This is a genomic window from Pseudomonas sp. FW305-25 (assembly GCF_017351415.1).
GTDB lineage: Bacteria > Pseudomonadota > Gammaproteobacteria > Pseudomonadales > Pseudomonadaceae > Aquipseudomonas > Aquipseudomonas chlororaphis.
In genome coordinates this window covers 33,180-48,220 of sequence record NZ_JACNDE010000023.1, presented here as the reverse complement: position 1 = coordinate 48,220, position 15,041 = coordinate 33,180, and the positions used below count along the sequence as shown (strand labels likewise).

Genomic DNA, 15,041 nt, shown 5'->3' with positions numbered 1-15,041 from the left:
GCAAGATGAAGGCCTGCAAGATCAGAACACAGGATGCTTACCGTGACCGAAGCTTTTATTGTCGTTCAAACCGCCGAGCAAGCCGTGGACCGGCTTGCCGCTTTGCATGAGCGGGCCACCACGTCGCTGAGCCAGGCGCTCAAGCGTTACCTCAAGGATCGTGTCGAACCGGACGCCGAACAGCGCGCCCTGTTTCGTTACCCGGAATTGCGCCTGACCTATCTCTGCCAGGGCGAAGTCCCGCAGACCACCCGGGCCTACGCCAAGGTCCAGTTGCCGGGCACCTACAGCGTCACGGTCACCCATCCCGCCGCCTTCCGTAAGTACCTGCTGGAACAGCTGGTGCCTCTGATGCACGACTTCACCGTGACCGTGGAAGTGGGTGTCAGCGAGCAGAACATCCCGTATCCGTACGTGGTCGAGCAGGGCGATGAACTGGCCGGTTCCGGCGTCACCGCCGCGGTGCTGGCGCGGGTGTTCCCCAGCACCGACCTGTCCGCCGCCACCGATGGCATCGCCGACGGGCTGTACGATTGGGAAAACACCAATCCGCTGCCCCTGGCGCTGTTCGATGCCGCGCGGGTGGATTTCTCCCTGCGCCGCCTGGTGCACTACACCGGCAGCGACTGGCGCCATGTGCAGCCGTGGATCCTGCTGACCAACTACCACCGCTATGTCGACCAGTTCATCACCCACGGTCTTGAACAGCTGCGCAGCGATCCGCGGTTCGTGCGCATGGTCCTGCCGGGCAATGTGATCATCGAGAAGGGCATGGACCACGGCGAAGCCTCGTCGATCGCCGCTGGGGTGGTCTGGCACCGCTACCAGATGCCGGCTTATCACCTGCTGGCCAGCGACGGCCACGGCGTGACCCTGGTGAACATCGGGGTCGGCCCGTCCAACGCCAAGAACATTACCGACCATTTGGCGGTGTTGCGTCCGCACTGCTGGCTGATGATCGGCCACTGCGGCGGCCTGCGGCAGTCGCAGACCATCGGTGACTATGTGCTGGCCCACGCCTACATGCGTCGCGACGGCATTCTCGATCGCGTGGTGCCGCCGAACATTCCGATTCCGGCCCTGGCCGAAGTGCAGCTGGCGTTGCAGCAGGCCGCCGCCAACGTCACTGGCGAGAAGGGCGACGACCTGAAAAAACGCCTGCGCACCGGCACCGTGCTGACCTACGACGACCGTAACTGGGAATTGCGCTGGGCCCAGGAGCGTCCGCTGATCAACCTGTCCCGCGCCGTGGCGGTGGACATGGAAAGCGGCACCATCGCCGCCCAGGGGTATCGCCTGCGGGTGCCGTACGGCACCTTGCTGTGTGTCTCGGACAAGCCGCTGCACAGCGAAATCAAACTGCCGGGTTCGGCCAACGCCTTTTATGAGCGCGCGGTCAGCCAGCATCTGAAGATCGGTATCGCCGCGGTGGATCTGCTGCGCACTGAGCTCAACTCGCTGCACTCGCGCAAGCTGCGCAGCTTCGACGAGCCGCCGTTCCGCTGATCGCGGGATGGTCATTTAACGGTCGGGCCACTAGCATGGTCGGCCCTGACCGTTAGATGTTCTTTTCGCCATGTCTCGTCCTCCTCGTCCCGCTTCCCGCCGCCCTGGCGTGAAGAGTCCTTCGTCGTCTTCCGCGCCGCGCCGTGTTGCCAAGGCGCCACCGGCCGAGCCGAAGCTGATCCTGTTCAACAAACCCTTCGATGTGCTGACCCAGTTCAGCGACGGCGAAGGGCGGGCGACCCTCAAGGACTTCATCGCGATCCCCGGCATCTACCCGGCCGGGCGCCTGGACCGCGACAGCGAAGGCTTGCTGCTGCTGACCAACGACGGCCAGTTGCAGGCGCGCATCGCCGACCCCAGGCACAAGTTGGCCAAGACCTATTGGGTGCAGGTAGAAGGGGAGCCCACGGCCGAGCAATTGCAGCGTCTGCGTGATGGCGTGGAGTTGAATGACGGCATGACCCTACCGGCCGAAGCCCGGCAGCTGGAAGAGCCGCAACTGTGGCCGCGCAACCCGCCGGTGCGCTTTCGCAAGAGCGTGCCCACCAGTTGGCTGGAGTTGATCATTCGTGAAGGGCGCAATCGCCAGGTGCGGCGCATGACCGCCGCCGTGGGCTTGCCGACATTACGCCTGGTGCGGGTCAGGATCGGCGACTGGACGATCGATGGGCTCGACCAGGGCCAGTGGAAGGAGGTTCCGGCGCGCTTATAAAGCGCCGGATTCGATCAGGCCGATCACCACGCTCTTGATAATGAACGCGGCCACGCCCAGGCCCAGGACGAAGAACAGGATGAACGAGCCGAAGCGTCCGGCCTTGGACTTCTTCGCCAGATCCCAGACGATGAAGGCCATGAAAATGATCAGGATGGTCACCAGGCCGGTCATCATCCACTCTTCGAATACTGCAGGATCCATCGAACATCTCCAGCGCGGGCAAGGCTAAAAGGCGGGGGCGAGTATACGCCAAGGGGGCGCGACCGGGCATTGATCCAGGTGCGCTTCGTCGTCACAGGCTCTGCATGTCCTTGTAGGAGCGAGCTTGCTCGCGATAAATATTCCAGGCCAGACATCGGTTGCGGCCGGACATTTCTATCGCGAGCAAGCTCGTTCCTACAGAAGAGATAGCGCTCAGTTGCGCAGGTGAGTCAGCGGCAGTTCGGTGCTGTTGAGCACCTGGTTGAGCACGAAGCTGGAGCGTACGCTGGTCACGCCTTCGATGCGGGTCAGATGGCCCAGCAGCAGTTTCTGGTAGTGATCCATGTCCGGCACCACCACCTTGAGCTGATAGTCGGCGTCCATCCCGGTCACCAGGCTGCATTCGAGGACCTGCGGCAGGCTGCGGATCGCCGCCTCGAAGTTCTCGAAACGCTCGGGGGTGTGGCGGTCCATGCCGATCAGCACGTAGGCGGTCAGGCTCAGGCCGAGCATCTTGCGGTCCAGCAGGGCGACCTGGCGGGAAATGTAGCCGTCGTCTTCCAGTTGCTTGACCCGACGCGAACACGGCGAAGGCGACAGGCCGATACGTTCGGCCAGTTCCTGATTGGAGATGCGGGCGTCGCGCTGCAATTCCGCCAAAATGCTGAGGTCGTATCGGTCGAGTTTGCTCATGGGGCAGGCCTTTTTAATAACTATTGCGCAATATTATCTATCCTGAGTTAAAAATTGCGCAAGTCATGTTTATTAGAGCAATCTTCGCAATCCTCTGTCGGCGCGCCAGGCCTATTCTTATCACCAGAATCACTGCCCGGACATAGAGTCCACTGCGGCCCGCCGAATCAGGCCTGCCGCGGCCGCCAATCCCACAGGGTTGAGCCGGCCCCCGGGCTACACACTGTCCAGAAGACGGCGTGAGGTGAGCCGGCGCCATAAGCGTCGAGCACGGACGAAATTCTCAAAGGGGGACCGACGGGTCCCCCTTTTTTATTGCCTGCGTGCCAGGAAATATCCCGTGGCGCCTCAATAAATAAGTGTTGCGACTGATAACCTGTGGCAGAACCGGCCTGGGCTTTTCCAGTCTTATCTACAGGCCCCCATCCGTAGTGAGGAATAGCATGAAATCGCGCATCTGGCGTTTGGCAGGTGTTGGTTTGCTGTGTGTGAGCGTCAGTGCGCAGGTGCTCGCCGATGACCGCGATAACCGCAATGACGGTCGCGGTGGCTCCGATGGCGGCCAGCGCGGTGGCGAGGGGCACCCGGGCAGGGGGCAGGGACGCGGCGAAAACCAGCCGCCGCGCCAGCAGACTGAAATCATTCGCGGCGACAACAGCCAGCAGTTCGAGCGCAACGTCGAGAACGGGCGCTGGCAGAACCACGGGCCGAATGATCAAGGGCGGGGACGACAGGCACAGCCGTCCGCCAACCTGCCGATCCAGGGCCGCCCCGATACCGTCCGCCAGACCCAGGAACCGCGCCAGGGTTATTACCAGGACATCCCGCGCCGTAACGACTACAACCCGCATTGGCAGGCCGGCGGGCCGGGCTCGCGTCCCTACGACTATCGCTGGCCGGGCCGTCCGGAGGGTCGTGGCAATGGCTGGGGGCCAGGCCCGCAATATCGGCCGGGTTATGTGATCGATCGCTTCCCGGACCGGCATGACCGTGTGCCTTATCGCGGCCGGGACTATTACTTCTCCGGTGGCTATTGGTACCGCCCAGAGGGGCCGCGTTACGTTGTGGTGCGCCCACCCTACGGGATTCGCGTGGCCTACCTGCCGGACTACGCGCGCGAGGTGTGGATCGGCAGCGCACTGTTCTTCCTGGCCGCGGGTGCCTACTACAGCTACGAGGCCAGTACCCAGCAGTACGTGGTGGTCGAGCCGCCGGTGGCCAGCCCGCCGCCGCAGGCCGGCAATGATTACAACGTGCTGGCCTACCCGGTCAGCGGACAGAGCCCGCAGCAGATCAATCAGGACCGCTACGACTGTTATCGCTGGGCGGTGCAGCAGAGCGGCTTCGACCCGGCGGCGATGACCTATCCCCCGGCGCCGCAGGTGGTCCAGACCTACCGCCAGGCCCAGGGCGGTTGCCTGAGCTCGCGCGGCTATCAGGTGACTTACTGAGCCCGGGCGGCGAGCACCGCTTCCTGCGGGTCGGCGTGTACCAGCACCTCGGCCCGCGGATAGGCCGCATGAATCGCCTCGGCGGCCTGATCGCTGATGCCATGGGCCACCGAGAGGGTCAGTTCCCCCGGTAATTCCAGATGCAGTTGCACGAACCAGTGGTTGCCGGAAATCCGTGTGCGCAGGTCATGGGCACCGAGTACCCCGGGCACGGCGCATACCAGTTCCAGCATGTGCTGGCTGACCTCGGGCGGCAGTTCCTCATCCATCAGCACCGCCACGCTTTCCCGAGCGATCTGGATCGCGCTCCACAGGATGTAGACGGCAATCGCCAGGCCGAACCAGGCGTCCAGTTGCTGCCAGCCGAAACTGGCCAGCACCAGCGCCAGCAGGATGCTGCCATTGAGCAGCAGGTCGGAGCGATAGTGCAGCGAGTCGGCGCGTACCGCGGTGGAGCCGGTTTCGCGGATCACCCGGTGTTGCACCATCAGCAGCGCCACGGTCAGCGCCAGCGACAACAGCATCACGCCGATACCGACCCAGGGCGCGCCCAGCGGTTCCGGGTTCTGCAAGCGTTCGACGGCCTGTACCCCGATCAGCACCGCGCTCACCGCGATGAACAGCGCCTGGGCCATGCCCGACAGCGATTCGGCCTTGCCGTGGCCGTAGCGGTGGTCTTCGTCGGCCGGGCGCAGGGCGTAATGCACGGCCAGCAGGTTGAGGAACGACGCGGCGCCATCGAGCAGCGAGTCGGTGAGGCCGGCCAGCAGGCTGACCGAGCCGCTCAGCCACCAGGCGATGGCCTTGGCCACGATCAGGATACTGGCCACCGCCAGCGAGGCGCGGGTGGCCAGGCGCAACAGGCGTGCGTGTTCCGGGCTACTGCTCATACAAGGCTTGTTCCTTCAAGAAACGCGAGGGTCAGGCTGCCGGTTGCAGACCGTACAGGGCCAGTTGCTGCGCGCTGCCCTTGTGCTGGATCAGGCGTGGATCGTCCAGAGGGAAGCTGCGGCCCAGCTCGCTTTCGAGGATAGCCTGCAACTTGTGGTTATCGACCTGGCCGTCGGCGCCTATGGCTTGCTGCAGCTTGTGCGGGTCGACCTGCGCGGTCTTGCCCGGTTCCAGGTAGATGGCGCCGGTGGCGAAGTCGACGCCAAAGGCGATCAGCCCCGGGATCACATAAAACAGCAGGCCCACGGCGTCGAGCACGGCTACCAGCGGGTCGATCTTGCCGTCGATCTGGCCGCGCCGGTCGGGGAAGAAGATCGAGCCGCAGGCGGTGAGCTGAGTCAGCAGGGTGGCAACCAGGACGCTACCGATGATGCGGAAAGGAATACGCATGTAAATCTCCTGAACAGACACGAAAGAGCAAGGCTGAAGCGTTGCCGGTATGAATTCAGACCGTGATTAACGCCAGGCAGTTCGCCGTTATACTCGCGCCTCTGTTTGGGAGCCAGTATGAATTCTTTGCCAATTGATGAAGTTTTACCCGCCCTGCGTGAAGCCCTGGCGACACGCCACGAGGCCGTGCTCGAAGCACCGCCCGGCGCCGGTAAGACCACCCGCGTGCCTTTGGCCCTGTTGAACGAACCCTGGCTGGCCGGACAACGCATTCTCATGCTCGAACCACGGCGCCTGGCGGCGCGGGCGGCGGCCGAACGGCTGGCCAGCGAGCTGGGGGAAAAGGTCGGCGAAACCGTGGGCTACCGTATCCGTCTGGATAGCAAGGTCGGCCCGAACACCCGCATCGAGGTGGTTACCGAGGGGATCCTGACCCGCCGCCTGCAAGACGATCCGGCGCTGGAAGGCGTCGGCTTGCTGATCTTCGACGAATTCCACGAGCGCAGTCTCGACGCCGACCTGGCCCTGGCCTTGAGCCTCAATGGCCGCGATCTGTTTCGCGACGAGCAGCCGCTGAAAATCCTCCTGATGTCGGCGACCCTGGAAGGCGAGCGTCTGGCCGGGCTGCTGGACGACGCGCCGATCCTGCGCAGCGAAGGCCGCATGTTCCCGGTCGATGTGTGCTGGGGGCGGCCCTTCCAGCCGGGCGAGTTCATCGAGCCGCGGCTGGTGCAGACCGTTCTTGAAGCGCTGAACGATGAAAGCGGCAGCGTCCTGGTGTTCCTGCCGGGGCAGGCCGAGATCCGTCGGGTGCACCAGCAGTTGGCCGACGCCCTGGGCGAGCGCCCGGAGATTCTGCTCTGTCCGTTGCACGGTGAACTGGACCTGGCGGCGCAGCGCGCGGCCATCGAGCCGGCCCCGCCGGGCAAGCGCAAAGTGGTGCTGGCGACCAATATCGCCGAGACCAGCCTGACCATCGACGGTGTGCGCGTGGTGGTCGATGCCGGGCTGGCGCGGGTGCCGCGTTTCGACCCGGGCAGCGGCATGACCCGTCTCGACACCCAACGTATTTCCCGGGCCAGCGCCACCCAGCGCGCCGGTCGGGCCGGGCGCCTGGAGCCGGGCGTGTGCTATCGCCTGTGGTCCCAGGACCAGCATGAACAACTGGCGGCCTATGGCAGCGCGGAGATTCTCCAGGCGGACCTGGCGGGCCTGGCCCTGCAACTGGCCCGCTGGGGTGTGACACCGGCGCAACTGGTGTGGCTGGATGTGCCGCCCGGTGCGGCCTATGCCCAGGCCCAGGACTTGCTCGAACGCCTCGGAGCGCTGACGGCCACGGCTGGCGAGGACTGCAAGCTGACGCCCCATGGCCAGGCAATGGCCGAGTTGCCGGCCCATCCGCGCATTGCCCATCTGCTGTTGCGCGGCCAGGCCCTGGGGCTGGCGAATATGGCCTGCGACGTCGCCGCCTTGCTCGGTGAGCGCGACATCCTGCGTGGCGGCGGTGCCGACTTGCATAGCCGCCTGGTGGTGCTGTCCGGCGAAGAGCGCGCGGCCCGTGGCGCCCAAGGCGGGGTCCAGCGGGCTCGGCAGCTGGCCCGGCAGTACCGTGGTTATCTGCGCGGCCAGCCAAGCCAGGCGGTGGCGGACCCGGATCACCCGCGCTGGCTGGGCGCCTTGCTGGCGCTGGCCTATCCGGACCGGGTCGCCCAGCAACGTCGTCCCGGCGGCGCCGAATACCGGCTGGCCAACGGCCGCGCGGCGCTGTTCAGCGAGACCGACAGCCTGATGAAGCAACCCTGGCTGGTGATCGCCGACCTGGGCAGTCGCCAGGGGCAGCGGGAAGAGCGCATCTACCTGGCGGCGGATTTCGACCCGGCGCTGTTCGACTCGGTCCTGGCCGAGCAGGTGCGCTGCGTCGATCAGCTTGATTGGGACGAGCGCGAAGGAGTGTTACGTGCCGAGCGCCAGCGCAAGGTCGGCGAACTGGTGCTCAGCCGCGAGCCGCTGACCGGCCTGGACGAGGCGGCGCGCTGCCAGGCGCTGGTCAATCTGGTGCGGCGCAAGGGCCTGGAACTGTTGCCCTGGACCCCGGAGCTGCGCCAGTGGCAGGCCCGGGTGGCCTTGTTGCGCCAGCTCGATCTAGAGGCCAAGGGCGAAAGCCAGTGGCCGGACGTCAGTGACGCGGCGCTGCTCAAGAGCCTGGAAAGCTGGCTGCTGCCGTACCTGGGCAAGGTTTCGCGCCTCAGCCACTTCGCCAACCTGGAACTGGCCAGCATTGTCCACAGCCTGCTGCCCTGGCCGTTGCCGCAGCGCCTGGACGAGCTGGCGCCGCACCACCTGACGGTGCCGTCCGGCTCGTCGATCCGCCTTGATTACAGTGAACAACCGCCGATTCTCGCGGTGCGTCTGCAGGAGCTGTTCGGCCTGGCGGAAACACCACGGATCGCCGGTGGCCGGCAGGTGGTCAAGCTGCACCTGCTGTCCCCGGCGCGGCGGCCGGTACAGGTCACCCAGGACCTGGCGAACTTCTGGCGCAGCACCTACGCCGAGGTGAAGAAGGACCTCAAGGGCCGTTACCCGAAACACTACTGGCCGGACGACCCGCTGGTGGCCGAAGCCACGGCCCGCGCCAAACCGCGCAAGTAACCCAGTGTGTAGCCGCTGCCGCAGGCGGCGATCGAGCGCGTAGCGCTCGCCATCCCGGTTCATGTCAGGACTCAGGTTTTGCGTCCGCTGCATCGGAATGCCGCCCAAGCCGATCGCAGCCTGCGGCAGCGGCTACGGTGCGGCGGGCAGCAGGAAGCGGGCGATCAGTGGCAGGTGGTCGGAGATGCGCAGGGTGTCGTCCTGCCGTACTTGGGCCTCGACTCGCTTGAGCCGCGGGCTGTGGAACAGGTAGTCGACGGTGCGATCCGGGCCGCTCAGGGCCGGGTCGTTGGGGTAGTGGGTCAGCCACAGGGCGCGGTCGATACCGCTGGCCTCGTTGTTGGTGGGAATCATCGGGTACTTGTCCCAGAGCGTGTGCAGCGCGCTGTCGGCGGAGTAGGGCGTGCGTTGCTCGGGGGCGAGCCGCTGGTACTGGCCCAGGGGCAGCAGGCTGAAATCGCCGCCGATCAGCCAGGGCGTACCACGGGCTTCGAAGCGGTCGAGGATCCTGGTGACCGCGTTCACCTGGGCTTGCAGGGTGTCGTCGGGTTTCGTCGCGCGCTCCAGATGGGTGTTGAGCACCGCCATCTGCCCACCGTCGCTTAACGGCAGGTAACTGACCAGCACGGCGTTTTTCGGCTGGAACTGGCGGCTGAGGAGATTGGCCTCGGGCACCGGCAATTGCAGGCGTTCGGCGTGTTCGATGCGGTAGCGGCTCAAAGTCGCCAGTTGCCGGCCAACGCTGCCGAAGATGTGCGGGGAGGGTACGAAGTCGGCCTTCCAGTCGAAGGCCTGTGTGCTGCAGGGATACAGGTCGGTCAGGCGTTCCTGCAGCAGCTTGAGCTGGTCCTGGTAGTCGCTGGCCTTGGCGCCGTCGTCCAGCTCCTGCACCAGCACGATGTCCGGCTGTTCATCGCGAATCACCCGGGCCACTTCGTCCAGGCTGAAGGCCATGTCTTCCGGGGTCGGGCGCTCGTCCGGCCCCCGGGCCTGGTCGTTCCAGAACACGTAGCGCTTGCCTGCCAGGTATTGCACGTTCCAGGTCATCACCTTCAGCGCCTGGCCCGGCACCAGGCTGGGCACCTTGCCCGTGCAGGCGACCGGCAGCGGCTCCTTGGCGTCGGGGCGCCAGGTCAGGCTGTAGACCAGGGCTGACAACAGGCCTGCGCTGATCAGCAGGCCCAGGAGGATGAAGCGAAATAGACGGGGCATCGGCTCGGCTTATGGCGTTGCTGGATTGAGCCCGAGCATAACCGAGAGCGGGGCCGCGGCCCAAGGGGTAGAGCGGTCGGCCCCCCGGGGTCATTGCCGGTCAGGCGAGTCGCCGATCAGCATGAACAGGCGAAATACCACCACGCTGGTGAACAACTGCAGGAAGCTGTGGGCGCTTTCGATCAGCAGCGACAGCATCGGACCCGGCTCGGGGTACGCCGCCAGGCTGGCGCCCTTGAGCACCCACAGCGGGGCCATCACGGCCAGGATGCAGACCAGGATCCGCAGGAAGTGTCCGCGGGTCAGGCGGAAGCTTTCCTTGATCGCGGCCAGCGGTTGCAGGCCCTTGAGCACCAGCAGGTATTCGGCGAAGGCCAGGGTCACCATCAGCCACAGCCCGGGCAGGAAATACAGCGACAGGCCCAGCAGGATCAGCAGGGTGTTGATGGCGGTCAGCAAGGCAAAGCGTGGCCACAGGCTGACGGTCGCGGCGAGCAGGTCGCGGGCCAATGGCGATTCGCCACGGCTGCGGGCATCGAGGAACAGGATCAGTACCCCGGTGTAGAGCGGGTAGATCAACAGGCCGACGATCACGCTGTAGCCGGGAAAGGCCTCGGGGCCCAGCGAGCTGTCGACCGCCTGCTGTAGCAGCGCTTCGAGGACCACCAGCGGCAGGCACAGTTGGACGATACGGCCCAGGTTGCGCTGGCAGAAGTACAGGGAGTCGCGCAGAACGGTTAACGGATTCATCAGTGGTTATCGCAGATCACAAAAAGCGGTTGGACACTTTAACCGATGCAGCCCCGGGGCGAGCAAACGTAAACGTTAGGTAAAGGCCATTGAAAGCTCGCTGGGCAGCCCCATTACTGGTTGCACCTTGTGCATGACGACAAGGCCCCGTTTTTTACCGGCAATCTAAAGAGGTCGCCATGAACAGCGAAGAGCAAACCCTGATCGATGGACTGTTTTCACGGTTGCAGCAAGCCGAGAAGGATTCAGCCCCGCGCGACGCCCAGGCCGAGGCGCGGATCAAGGAGCATCTGACCCGGCAGCCTGCCGCCGGGTATTTCATGACCCAGGCGATTCTGGTGCAAGAGGCGGCAATCAAGAGCCTCGACGAGCAGAACAAGCAACTCACCCAGCAAGTCCAGCAACTGCAGGCCGAGCTGCAGCAGGCCAGATCCCAGGCCGCGGCGCCGGCGCCCAGCAGCGGTGGCGGCTTCCTTTCGAGCATCTTCGGCAGCGGTTCCCGCGATCCGCAGCCGGCGCCGACGCAAAGCGCTCCGGCCTCGTCCGGCGGTGGCTGGCGCGAACCGGCGCGGCCGGCGTTCAACCCGCAGCCGCAGCAGAACTACCCTCAACAGAGCTATCCCCAGCAGAACTACGCCGCGCCACCCCAGCAGGCTCCGGCCGCGGCTGGCAGCAGCTTCCTCGGCGGCGCGCTGAAAACCGCCGCCGGCGTGGCGGGTGGCGTGATGCTGGCGCAAGGCCTCAGCAGCCTGTTCCACGGCAACCAGCAGCCGCAGGAAATCGTCGAAGTGATCAAGGAAGAACCGGCGCCCGCCAGCGACAACGCGGGTGGCTGGGGCAATGACGAGCAGCGCATGGCCAACAACGACTCCTGGGGCAACAACGACCAGGGTGGTTTCAGCGATGCCGACTACGGCAACGACGACAGCTCGTTCTTTTCCGACGACGATTCCTTCGTCTGATCCGCCATCGGTCCGGAACGCAACAGCGCCCCGGACCGATTATTCGCGGAACCTTCCTTCTGGCTGGCATACTGGGCGACTTTTCAGGGTTTGAGTCCCGGCCCAGTTCGCGCGCGTGAGCGCCATGAGGATAAGCGGTGAAAAAAATCGCTGTGTTCGCCGATGTCCAGAATCTCTATTACACCGTGCGCCAGGCCTATGGCTGCCACTTCAACTATGCCGCCCTGTGGGCCGATATCAGCCAGCAGGGGCAGATAGTCGAGGCCTACGCCTATGCGATCGACCGGGGCGACAGCAAGCAGCAGCAGTTCCAGCAGATCCTGCGCAACCTGGGCTTCACGGTAAAACTCAAACCCTATATCCAGCGCAGCGACGGCTCGGCCAAGGGCGACTGGGACGTGGGTATCACCATCGACATCATGGACGCCGCGGCCCATGTCGACGAAGTGGTGCTGGCCTCTGGCGACGGCGATTTCGACCTGTTGCTCGAGCGCATCATCAGCAAGCATGGCGTCGAAGCGGTGGCCTATGGCGTGCCGGGGCTGACCGCCAATTCGCTGATTCGCGCGGCCACGCGCTACGTGCCGATCGAAGGCGCGCTACTGCTCAAAAGCTGAGCTGACTATTTTTTGTACGGAGCTGGACAGGTTTGGAACGCATCGCAGTCATCGACTTTGAAACCACCGGGATCTCCCCGAGCAGCAGTTGCCGGGCCACGGAAATCGCCGTGGTGATCCTTGAGCAGGGGCGCATCGTCGAGCGTTACCAGAGCCTGATGAACGCCGGCGTGCGGGTGCCGGCCTTCATCGAACAACTGACCGGCATCAGCAACGCCATGCTGCGCGGCGCACCGCCGGCCGAGCAGGTGATGAACGAGGTCAACGAGTTCGTCGGCACCACGCCGCTGCTGGCGCACAACGCTGCGTTCGACCAGAAGTTCTGGGACTACGAACTCGGCCGGATCAAGCGCACCCGCTTGCAGAACTTCGCCTGTTCCCTGTTGCTGGCGCGACGGCTGATGCCGGCGGCGCCCAACCACAAGCTCGGCACCCTCACCACGTTCGCCAGCCTGCCCCATACCGGCCAGGCTCACCGGGCCATGGCCGATGCGGAAATGGCCGCCAACCTCACCGCCCACCTGGCGCTGGAGCTGCGACAGAAACACGGGCTGCGCGAGCTGTCCCACGATTTCCTGTGCAAATTGCAGAAAGTGCCGGCCGCCAAGATCGGCGAACACCTCAAGCGCCATCGCGACACCTGACTCCTGTAGCCGCTGCCGAAGGCTGCGATCGGCTCCGAAGGAGACGCGCTCTTGAGGGTCTCGGAAGGCTCTTCGAGCCTTATCGCAGCCTGTGGCAGTGGCTACAGTCGGTGCTGGCTGGGTTCACTTGCCGTTGCTCTCCAGATGCCCCAGCGGCACGCGCTGTTCGATGGCGCTGGAGAGCACGATCGAAGTCTTGCTGAACCCGTACTTCGCCACGCGGTTGATCAGTTCTTCCAGCTCCGGCATCGAGCTGACGGCGGCGCGCATGATCACGCACGGATCGCCGGTGACCCGCTGGCATTCGGTGAGCTGCGGGATCCGGCTCAGTTCGTCGTAGGCCTTCTGATTGCCGTGCTGGGCCATGCGCAGTTCGATCACGCACTGGATCGGCAGCCCGAGCTTGGCCAGGTCGACCTTGGCCTGGTAACCGGTGATCACTCCGCTGGCTTCGAGTTTGGCCACCCGTTCGGCCACGGCGGGGGCGGAGAGATTCACCTTGCGCGCCAGCTCGGCGTAGCTCGCCCGGCCATTTTCCAGCAGGGCGGCGAGGAGCATGCGGTCATATTTATCCATGATAAGGCTCCCAAACTCAGCGACTTTCGAAAGCATGGTTTATAGCCAGAATCTCCATGTTTTGAAAAGTGTACCGATGCTTTAAACAGGTTTTGTAACTTAAGTTCCGCCGGCCGGCTTTCTAGAATAACCCTCTCCCTCGTCCTGTCTTCGAGCTTCCCATGCCTGGCCTACGCCGTTTTCCCTTGCCCCTGATTGCCGCCTTTTTTGCGTTGTACGTGATCTGGGGGTCGACCTACCTGGTGATCCGTATCGGTGTCGAATACTGGCCACCGTTGATGCTCGCCGGCATCCGTTTCGTGATCGCCGGCAGCCTGATGTACGGCTTCCTGCGTTGGCGCGGGGCGCCGGCGCCGACCTGGGCGCAATGGCGGGCGGCGGGGGTGATCGGCATCCTGCTGCTGAGTTGCGGCAATGGCGCGGTCACTGTCGCCGAACACATGGGCGTGGCGTCCGGAGTGGCGGCCCTGGCGGTGGCCACGGTGCCGTTGTTCACCCTGCTGTGCGGTTACTTCTGGGGCGCGCGCAACACTCGCCTGGAATGGGCCGGGATCGTCCTCGGGCTGATCGGTATCGCCATGCTCAACCTCGGTTCCAACCTGCAGTCGAGCCCGACCGGCGCGGCCTTGCTGGTATTCGCGGCGGCGGCCTGGGCCTTCGGTTCGGTGTGGAGCAAGCACCTGCCGTTGCCGCAAGGGGCGATGGCCAGTGCCGTCGAGATGCTGGTGGGCGGCGTGGTGCTGCTGATCGGTAGCTGGTTGAGCGGCGAGCAACTGGCCGCCGTTCCGCCGATCGAAGGCTGGGCAGCCCTGGCGTACCTGATCGGTTTCGGCTCGATCATCGCCTTCAACGCCTACATGTACTTGCTCAAGCATGTGCGTCCGGCGGCGGCCACCAGCTATGCCTACGTCAACCCGGCGGTAGCGGTGCTGCTGGGGATCGTGTTTGTCGGCGAGACCATCGGCCTGGAGGAGGCGCTGGCGATGGTGGTGATCATCAGTGCCGTGGTGTTGATTGGCCTGCCGCAGTGGCGCAAGCCAAAAGCCGCCGCGATACAGGAAGAAGCCACCGCTTGAAGTGACCGGTTGGCGCACGATCAAAAACGCCGGGCATTGCCCGGCGTTTTTTGTTCCAGCCAGTCGTAATCAGGCCGGGTTGAACAGCATCACCAGCGGTATCAGCGCCACGACGAAGGCCAGCATGAACAGCAGGCTGATCCCGGCGACGCGCCACAACGAGAAGAAAGGCCCCTTGCTGAGTTTGTGTTCGATGACGACCGGACCGAAGAGCTGGCGTGCGTAGGTGTTCATCGCAAAAATCGGTGGCAGTACGAAGACCACGGCTGGAACGCTTTCCGGCAGCACCGCGCCCAGCACCGTCATCAGGATGAGTAGGCCGATACCGATGTACCAGGCCTTCTTCACTTCGCTTTCACGGCCGAGCGCCTTGAGGTTGGCGGCGATCATGTAGGACCCCGCCACGGAAGTGCCGAGGAAGGTGGCAAGGCCGACAGCGTTGATGCTGTACAGGCGCAATGGCGCAGTCGCCGCCGGAGTCTGCAATTCGGCGGTCGGTGTCTGGAAGGGGTTGGGGGTATCCATACAGGTCAGGCTCCTGGATCTTCAAAGATGCGATAGGGAAAAAAGGGGCTGAATTCTCCTCCCGTATCTCAAGGCGCGTCCACCCGCATTCTTCCTGCCCGCCAGCTGGCGACCTGTTGCGGG

The 15,041-nt window shown here is 64.6% G+C and carries 16 protein-coding genes; 8 read left to right on the top strand and 8 right to left on the bottom strand.

All coding sequences use genetic code 11. The features are described from left to right. Nucleotides 1-33 precede the first annotated feature (33 nt). Entirely contained in the window at nt 34-1,506 is a 1,473-nt protein-coding gene (gene amn / locus J4E58_RS20660) for an AMP nucleosidase (RefSeq protein ID WP_162270017.1), read from the top strand. A gap of 70 nt (nt 1,507-1,576) precedes the next feature. Continuing rightward, on the top strand, nt 1,577-2,218 hold the full coding sequence (locus tag J4E58_RS20655; RefSeq protein WP_053262786.1) for a pseudouridine synthase: 642 nt from the start codon (nt 1,577-1,579) through the stop codon (nt 2,216-2,218). Here the strand turns inward: J4E58_RS20655 and J4E58_RS20650 are convergent. Beyond that, a complete protein-coding gene (locus J4E58_RS20650) occupies nt 2,213-2,422 on the bottom strand; it encodes a DUF2788 domain-containing protein (protein WP_007927060.1) in 210 nt (69 codons plus the stop codon). The two genes, J4E58_RS20655 and J4E58_RS20650, sit on opposite strands and share 6 nt — an antisense overlap. 213 nt (nt 2,423-2,635) lie before the next feature. Further along, nucleotides 2,636-3,115: an Lrp/AsnC family transcriptional regulator gene (locus J4E58_RS20645; protein WP_009045772.1), complete on the bottom strand. Its 480-nt coding sequence runs from the start codon at nt 3,113-3,115 to the stop codon at nt 2,636-2,638. 443 nt (nt 3,116-3,558) lie between these two features. On the opposite strand from J4E58_RS20645, the gene J4E58_RS20640 reads away from it, so the two are divergent. After that, on the top strand, nt 3,559-4,566 hold the full coding sequence (locus J4E58_RS20640; protein ID WP_087091897.1) for a DUF6515 family protein: 1,008 nt from the start codon (nt 3,559-3,561) through the stop codon (nt 4,564-4,566). Here the strand turns inward: J4E58_RS20640 and J4E58_RS20635 are convergent. Both J4E58_RS20635 and J4E58_RS20630 read right to left on the bottom strand, forming a co-directional pair. Beyond that, nucleotides 4,560-5,456: a cation diffusion facilitator family transporter gene (locus J4E58_RS20635; RefSeq protein WP_087091898.1), complete on the bottom strand. Its 897-nt coding sequence runs from the start codon at nt 5,454-5,456 to the stop codon at nt 4,560-4,562. The two genes, J4E58_RS20640 and J4E58_RS20635, sit on opposite strands and share 7 nt — an antisense overlap. Before the next feature lie 31 nt (nt 5,457-5,487). Then, nucleotides 5,488-5,907 carry a polyribonucleotide nucleotidyltransferase gene (locus J4E58_RS20630; RefSeq protein WP_087091899.1) on the bottom strand — a complete coding sequence of 140 codons (420 nt, stop codon included), beginning with the start codon at nt 5,905-5,907 and terminating at the stop codon, nt 5,488-5,490. 117 nt (nt 5,908-6,024) lie between these two features. Between J4E58_RS20630 and hrpB the strand changes: the two genes are divergently transcribed. After that, the gene (hrpB, locus tag J4E58_RS20625; RefSeq protein WP_087091900.1) at nt 6,025-8,556 is read left to right on the top strand and encodes an ATP-dependent helicase HrpB; all 2,532 of its coding nucleotides are present in this window, start codon (nt 6,025-6,027) and stop codon (nt 8,554-8,556) included. 132 nt (nt 8,557-8,688) lie between these two features. Here hrpB and J4E58_RS20620 read toward each other — a convergent pair whose 3' ends face one another. Next, entirely contained in the window at nt 8,689-9,768 is a 1,080-nt protein-coding gene (locus tag J4E58_RS20620) for an endonuclease/exonuclease/phosphatase family protein (protein ID WP_087091901.1), read from the bottom strand. Nucleotides 9,769-9,858: 90 nt separating this feature from the next. Beyond that, nucleotides 9,859-10,518: a hypothetical protein gene (locus tag J4E58_RS20615; protein ID WP_087091902.1), complete on the bottom strand. Its 660-nt coding sequence runs from the start codon at nt 10,516-10,518 to the stop codon at nt 9,859-9,861. A 179-nt stretch (nt 10,519-10,697) separates the two neighbouring features. On the opposite strand from J4E58_RS20615, the gene J4E58_RS20610 reads away from it, so the two are divergent. The 3 genes from J4E58_RS20610 (at nt 10,698) to J4E58_RS20600 (ending at nt 12,741) form a co-directional block, all read left to right on the top strand. Beyond that, nucleotides 10,698-11,480: a DUF2076 domain-containing protein gene (locus J4E58_RS20610; protein ID WP_007929140.1), complete on the top strand. Its 783-nt coding sequence runs from the start codon at nt 10,698-10,700 to the stop codon at nt 11,478-11,480. A gap of 137 nt (nt 11,481-11,617) precedes the next feature. After that, a complete protein-coding gene (locus J4E58_RS20605; RefSeq protein WP_007929138.1) occupies nt 11,618-12,097 on the top strand; it encodes an NYN domain-containing protein in 480 nt (159 codons plus the stop codon). 32 nt (nt 12,098-12,129) lie between these two features. After that, nucleotides 12,130-12,741 carry a PolC-type DNA polymerase III gene (locus J4E58_RS20600; RefSeq protein WP_087091903.1) on the top strand — a complete coding sequence of 204 codons (612 nt, stop codon included), beginning with the start codon at nt 12,130-12,132 and terminating at the stop codon, nt 12,739-12,741. Between the two features lie 123 nt (nt 12,742-12,864). Here J4E58_RS20600 and J4E58_RS20595 read toward each other — a convergent pair whose 3' ends face one another. Further along, complete coding sequence (locus tag J4E58_RS20595; protein WP_087091904.1) at nt 12,865-13,317, bottom strand: Lrp/AsnC family transcriptional regulator; 453 nt, start codon at nt 13,315-13,317, stop codon at nt 12,865-12,867. A gap of 161 nt (nt 13,318-13,478) precedes the next feature. Between J4E58_RS20595 and yedA the strand changes: the two genes are divergently transcribed. Further along, nucleotides 13,479-14,393: a drug/metabolite exporter YedA gene (gene yedA / locus J4E58_RS20590; protein WP_087091905.1), complete on the top strand. Its 915-nt coding sequence runs from the start codon at nt 13,479-13,481 to the stop codon at nt 14,391-14,393. Between the two features lie 69 nt (nt 14,394-14,462). On the opposite strand, the gene J4E58_RS20585 is transcribed toward yedA, so the two are convergent. Further along, nucleotides 14,463-14,918: a hypothetical protein gene (locus J4E58_RS20585; protein ID WP_087091906.1), complete on the bottom strand. Its 456-nt coding sequence runs from the start codon at nt 14,916-14,918 to the stop codon at nt 14,463-14,465. Nucleotides 14,919-15,041 lie beyond the last annotated feature (123 nt).